General features: G+C 37.4%; 7 protein-coding genes. 2 read left to right on the top strand and 5 right to left on the bottom strand.

Going from position 1 to position 4,509, the window contains the following annotated elements; genetic code table 11:
- Together V7659_RS13185 and V7659_RS13180 are read right to left on the bottom strand one after the other, a co-directional pair.
- Positions 1-264 (bottom strand): hypothetical protein (locus V7659_RS13185; RefSeq protein ID WP_335540374.1); only part of this gene is annotated, 264 nt, incomplete at its 3' end.
- A gap of 170 nt (positions 265-434) precedes the next feature.
- Positions 435-596, bottom strand: coding sequence for a hypothetical protein (locus tag V7659_RS13180; RefSeq protein ID WP_186328582.1), 162 nt, complete (start codon positions 594-596; stop codon positions 435-437).
- A gap of 103 nt (positions 597-699) precedes the next feature.
- Between V7659_RS13180 and V7659_RS13175 the strand changes: the two genes are divergently transcribed.
- Together V7659_RS13175 and V7659_RS13170 are read left to right on the top strand one after the other, a co-directional pair.
- Positions 700-1,152 carry a universal stress protein gene (locus tag V7659_RS13175; RefSeq protein ID WP_335540373.1) on the top strand — a complete coding sequence of 151 codons (453 nt, stop codon included), beginning with the start codon at positions 700-702 and terminating at the stop codon, positions 1,150-1,152.
- Positions 1,153-1,287: 135 nt separating this feature from the next.
- On the top strand, positions 1,288-1,602 hold the full coding sequence (locus V7659_RS13170; RefSeq protein ID WP_283875403.1) for a hypothetical protein: 315 nt from the start codon (positions 1,288-1,290) through the stop codon (positions 1,600-1,602).
- A gap of 38 nt (positions 1,603-1,640) precedes the next feature.
- Here V7659_RS13170 and V7659_RS13165 read toward each other — a convergent pair whose 3' ends face one another.
- The 3 genes from V7659_RS13165 to V7659_RS13155 form a co-directional block, all read right to left on the bottom strand.
- Positions 1,641-2,153 carry a MogA/MoaB family molybdenum cofactor biosynthesis protein gene (locus V7659_RS13165; RefSeq protein ID WP_335540372.1) on the bottom strand — a complete coding sequence of 171 codons (513 nt, stop codon included), beginning with the start codon at positions 2,151-2,153 and terminating at the stop codon, positions 1,641-1,643.
- A gap of 4 nt (positions 2,154-2,157) precedes the next feature.
- Positions 2,158-2,994, bottom strand: coding sequence for an EcsC family protein (locus V7659_RS13160; RefSeq protein ID WP_335540371.1), 837 nt, complete (start codon positions 2,992-2,994; stop codon positions 2,158-2,160).
- A 117-nt stretch (positions 2,995-3,111) separates the two neighbouring features.
- The gene (locus tag V7659_RS13155) at positions 3,112-4,305 is read right to left on the bottom strand and encodes an acetate kinase (RefSeq protein WP_335540370.1); all 1,194 of its coding nucleotides are present in this window, start codon (positions 4,303-4,305) and stop codon (positions 3,112-3,114) included.
- Positions 4,306-4,509 lie beyond the last annotated feature (204 nt).

Genomic DNA, 4,509 nt, shown 5'->3' with positions numbered 1-4,509 from the left:
GTATGGGTATGGGTATGGTGGGTAGTAAGGATACCCGTATCCCCAACCTGGGGTTAATAAGGCACCTGCTGCTAACCCCGTTAAGAATGGGACACCAAAGCCAAAGCCAAATGGTCGGCCAAAACCACCGAATCCAAATCCTGGTCGGCCGAAACCACCAAAATGTCCAAACCCACCAAAATGTCCAAACCCTGGACGAATTCTTTCATCTGTAGGATCAACCACATTATAGTTCACATCTACGTTATTAGGCACTCCATACATTTCTGTACTCATGTTTCTCCTCCTCATTTTATTAATAGACACATTAAAGAATATGCATATGTAAATGCATATTCTTGGGTATCTGCCCTTTATTTCAAAAATTCCAAGACATTTGTCCACAAAAAAAGACTATCCTATATTAGGACAGCCCCTCCATACCATCAACAAAATTAGCTCTCGGTTCCAGCAAAATCGGCACTATCAGCAATTGCTGTGCCTTCGCCAATAAATCCACTATTATATGAATCCATAATTTGCTGGCTTACTTCATTGGTCCCATGCTCATTAAATTCAAATACAAACTTTTTGTTTTGTTCATTTTTTCCCATCATTCAAATCTCCTTTCCATTGAAGGTCACCTCTATATTGTTCGAAAAGTTGCAACAGTTATTCCTTGTTAAATAATGTATAATTTAACTAAGGAGATGATTAATCATGGGACTTAAATATAGAAATATTTTAGTCGCTATTGATGGTTCAAAAGAAGCTGATTGGGCTTTTAAAAAAGGAATTGAAATGGCCAAGAGAAATGATGCCACCCTATTATTAGTCCACGTTATTGACACTAGAACATTTGCATTAATTGAGGCTTATGACACGGTTATTGGAGATCGAGCAGAAAAGTTGGCAAAAGATATGCTTGAAAGTTACCGAAAGCAAGCCGAGGATGCAGGATTAACTAAAGTGCAATATGAAATTGATTATGGTTCTCCAAAAATACGTATCCCAAGAGATTTAGCTAAAAAACACAAAGTAGATTTGATTATCTGCGGTGCAACTGGATTAAACGTTGTCGAGAGGTTTTTTATCGGCAGCGTTTCTGAACATATTACTCGTTATGCACATTGTGACGTTCTCGTTGTTCGCACAGAAAAAGATATAGCCTAAGATAGAGTCGAAAAGCACGCAGCTGATTTTAAGCTTCGTGCTTTCTTTACAAATTTTAAAAACATAGGTTTGTAGTGAATGGGTGATAAATGTATAGTAAAATAAAATGTAGTAAGTCTGATTGGAGGCAATCGTATGGAAGAATATTTTTCTTTTGATCATCGTCTTGGTATTCCAGTGCCCGAATTAACTTTGGAATGGGACCAATACAACGAGGAAACACAACAAAAGATTCTCTTTTACTGGGAACAAGTCCGCGGTTCTATTCCTGACAGGATTAGTGAAATTGAAACCGAAATTAATTTGAAACAAACACTTCTCTCCAATGAAAGTAATTTTCCTCGTTCATGTCAACTGAACACGGAAATTGCGGAACTCGCTTCCATTATTAATGATTTATGGCTATGGTACCGAGCAAACGAAGTTCTTTCAACAAAAGTCCATCAATAGAAAACTCCCTTTCCATCGAAAAAGGGAGTTTTCTCTATTTAGAGGTCTTTTTGTATTTCTCTTACTACATGCCCTAGTTCAGGCAGAATTAATTTATTCATTGCAAGCTTAACGGCGCCTGTAGAGCCCGGGGTGGAGAATACTGCTTTATTTTTTACCACACCAGCTATGGCCCTTGAAAGAATGGCAGCAGAACCAATATCTTCTTGAAAACTCAACATCCGAAATATTTCACCAAAACCGACAATCTCTTTATCAAGTAATTTTTCTACCGTTTCAATTGTTACGTCCCGCTTGGCAATCCCCGTTCCGCCATTTGTTAAAATGACATCAATTTCTTCCCTTGCACATCCTTTAACGATTTCATCTTGGATCGGCTCTGCTTCATCTTTTACAATGACGTAATCAACAATCTTGTGACCTGCATGTTCGAGTAAGTCGATCATTAACTTTCCACTTTTATCTGTTTCCTTAGTTCTTGTATCACTAACTGTTATAACTTTGCAATTAACTATTCTAGGTGCGGCCTTTTTATGTTCTTGAGTACTCATCCCATTAACTCCTCTTTTTTTCTCGTAGGTAACGAAGTTGATAATATTTATGAGCCACATCCGTTACTTTTCTAGTTAACTGATAATTAGCACCAGCACCAATGGCCATGCTGACTAGCGGTATTCCTTGAATCGTTTTTTTTCTAAACAGCGCAATGACCAGCGCTTTCATAAGTTGTTGAACCGGTTGTTCAAGCCAGGTGATATCAGTTATTTCTTCATTTCCTTCATAAAAATAATAGTCTTCCTGCACCTCTAATTCTTCCATCAGTGAGCTCCAGCCTGCTCCTTGCAGTCTAGGGGGTAATGTAGCCGTGTGAAAGACCTTCAGAGAGGTCATCATTTCAAATGGGGTATTAACTTCCACCCCGTAAGTCATCGCAATTAATTGGACAACCCTTAAATTAATCACTGCTATCGCTGGTATATCTGTGCTTAATAGCAGTGGACCACCAGTCCCAGCTAATCCCCCTTGCGCAAAGGAATAAAGACGATGACGGGCAATTTGCTGCTCAGCAATATATTGTAATTGTTCAATGCTTAATTTTTTTAGATCTTCAATTTTTTCTAGATCATTATGAAAGATTCGCCCTGATGAAAGAATTCTATCCTTTGCATCCATTTGCAACTGAGAGCCTTGGATCATGCTATGTAAATGAAACAGCCAGCTATCGATCACTGAAAAGAATTGGCTTTGAACCTTATCAGGCAGTAATGAGAATGATTGTTGCAGAAATTTTTCATAGGTTAATTGGAAATCATTCGGCTCGAATTCAAATAAATTTCTTTCCCAATCCTGTATTTCACTCAAGACAATTACTTCACGGTCTGTTAATGGCATGGTTGATTCCCCCTCACGGCAAGGCTTTCTTTTTCCAGTATATCATAAAGAATTACCTGGATAAAAAGACAAAAGGCAAAAGCTATGCCCTAGCTTTTGCCTTTTAAATATTATCGATTAATGAATGTCACCAAGACGTACAACGTCGCGGGCAATCATTACTTCTTCGTTTGTTGGGATGATTAATACTTTTACTGGTGAGTGTGGATAGTTAACAAATGCTTCTTCGCCTCTTACTTTGTTAAGAGCTGGATCCCAATAAACACCCATAAATTCTAGACCTCTTAAAACATTTTCCCTAATTGTGTCACTATTTTCCCCAATTCCTGCTGTGAAAATAATAGCATCGACACCATTCATTCGTGAAGCATAAGAACCGATGTATTTATGAATCCGGTTAGCAAACACATCCAAAGCAAGCTTCGCACGCTCATTGCCTTTTTTCGCTTCAATTTCAATATCACGTAAATCACTTGAGAAACCGGACATGGCCAGCATACCACTCTTTTTATTAAGTACATCAAGTACTTCCTCAGCCGTTTTATTGGTTTTTTCCATAATATATGGGATCAATGCTGGGTCAATATTACCTGAACGAGTACCCATGGTCACCCCGGCAAGTGGTGTAAAGCCCATGGATGTGTCAATTGACATTCCACCTTCAATTGCTGCAATACTTGCACCATTTCCTAAATGACAAGAAATTAGACGTAATTGTTCAACAGGTCGCCCTAGAAGTTCTGCTGCACGTTGTGAAACATATTTATGAGAAGTTCCATGGAAACCATACTTACGAATACCATACTTTTCGTAATACTCCATTGGTAAGCTGTATAGATAAGAGCTTTGTGGCATCGTTTGGTGGAATGCCGTATCAAATACAGCTACTGCTGGAACATTAGGAAGTACGCTCATGAAAGCCTTGATTCCTGTTAGATTGGCTGGGTTATGCAATGGCGCAAGTTCAGATAATTCTTCAATTTTATTTAACACTTGGTCAGTGATCAGTACAGAATCGGTAAATGTTTCTCCACCATGAACAACACGGTGTCCAATTCCAACAATCTCATCAAGTGATTTAATAATTCCTAAAGTCGTTAATTTATCTAAAAGCATTTTTACAGCGACTTCATGATCAGGAATATCAATTATTTCTTGAATTTTTTCACCTTTAACCGTTATATTAAAAATCGAATCATTTAAACCGATTCTTTCGATTAATCCTTTTGTAATAACATCTTCACTTGGCATTTCAAACAATTGAAACTTTAAGGAAGAACTCCCCGCATTAATTGCAATAATTTTTGACATATCGTTACCGCTCCTTTTATATAACAACACTGGTTTGGCATTTTTTGAGTAGTACAACATTATTTTGCTCAAACCACTCTTGATTATTTCCATCCTTAATTGAATCATTGTGTATATTATATTTCAAGGCAAATTTCGTATGGCAGCGATTACATTACAAATGAAAATGTATTCTGATATTTCTTATTTTACAATATTAAAAAA

Origin of the sequence: Neobacillus drentensis (genome assembly GCF_036966985.1) — a bacterium.
GTDB lineage: Bacteria > Bacillota > Bacilli > Bacillales > Cytobacillaceae > Neobacillus > Neobacillus drentensis_E.
This window is presented reverse-complemented; position numbering and strand designations above follow the sequence as displayed.

Bases quoted from the DNA above. Each gene is read 5' to 3' on its own strand.
- V7659_RS13170 (WP_283875403.1), top strand. From the start codon at position 1,288: ATGGAAGAATATTTTTCTTTTGATCATCGTCTTGGTATTCCAGTGCCC.
- V7659_RS13165 (WP_335540372.1), bottom strand. From the start codon at position 2,153: ATGAGTACTCAAGAACATAAAAAGGCCGCACCTAGAATAGTTAATTGC.
- V7659_RS13160 (WP_335540371.1), bottom strand. From the start codon at position 2,994: ATGCCATTAACAGACCGTGAAGTAATTGTCTTGAGTGAAATACAGGAT.
- V7659_RS13175 (WP_335540373.1), top strand. From the start codon at position 700: ATGGGACTTAAATATAGAAATATTTTAGTCGCTATTGATGGTTCAAAA.
- V7659_RS13180 (WP_186328582.1), bottom strand. From the start codon at position 596: ATGATGGGAAAAAATGAACAAAACAAAAAGTTTGTATTTGAATTTAAT.
- V7659_RS13155 (WP_335540370.1), bottom strand. From the start codon at position 4,305: ATGTCAAAAATTATTGCAATTAATGCGGGGAGTTCTTCCTTAAAGTTT.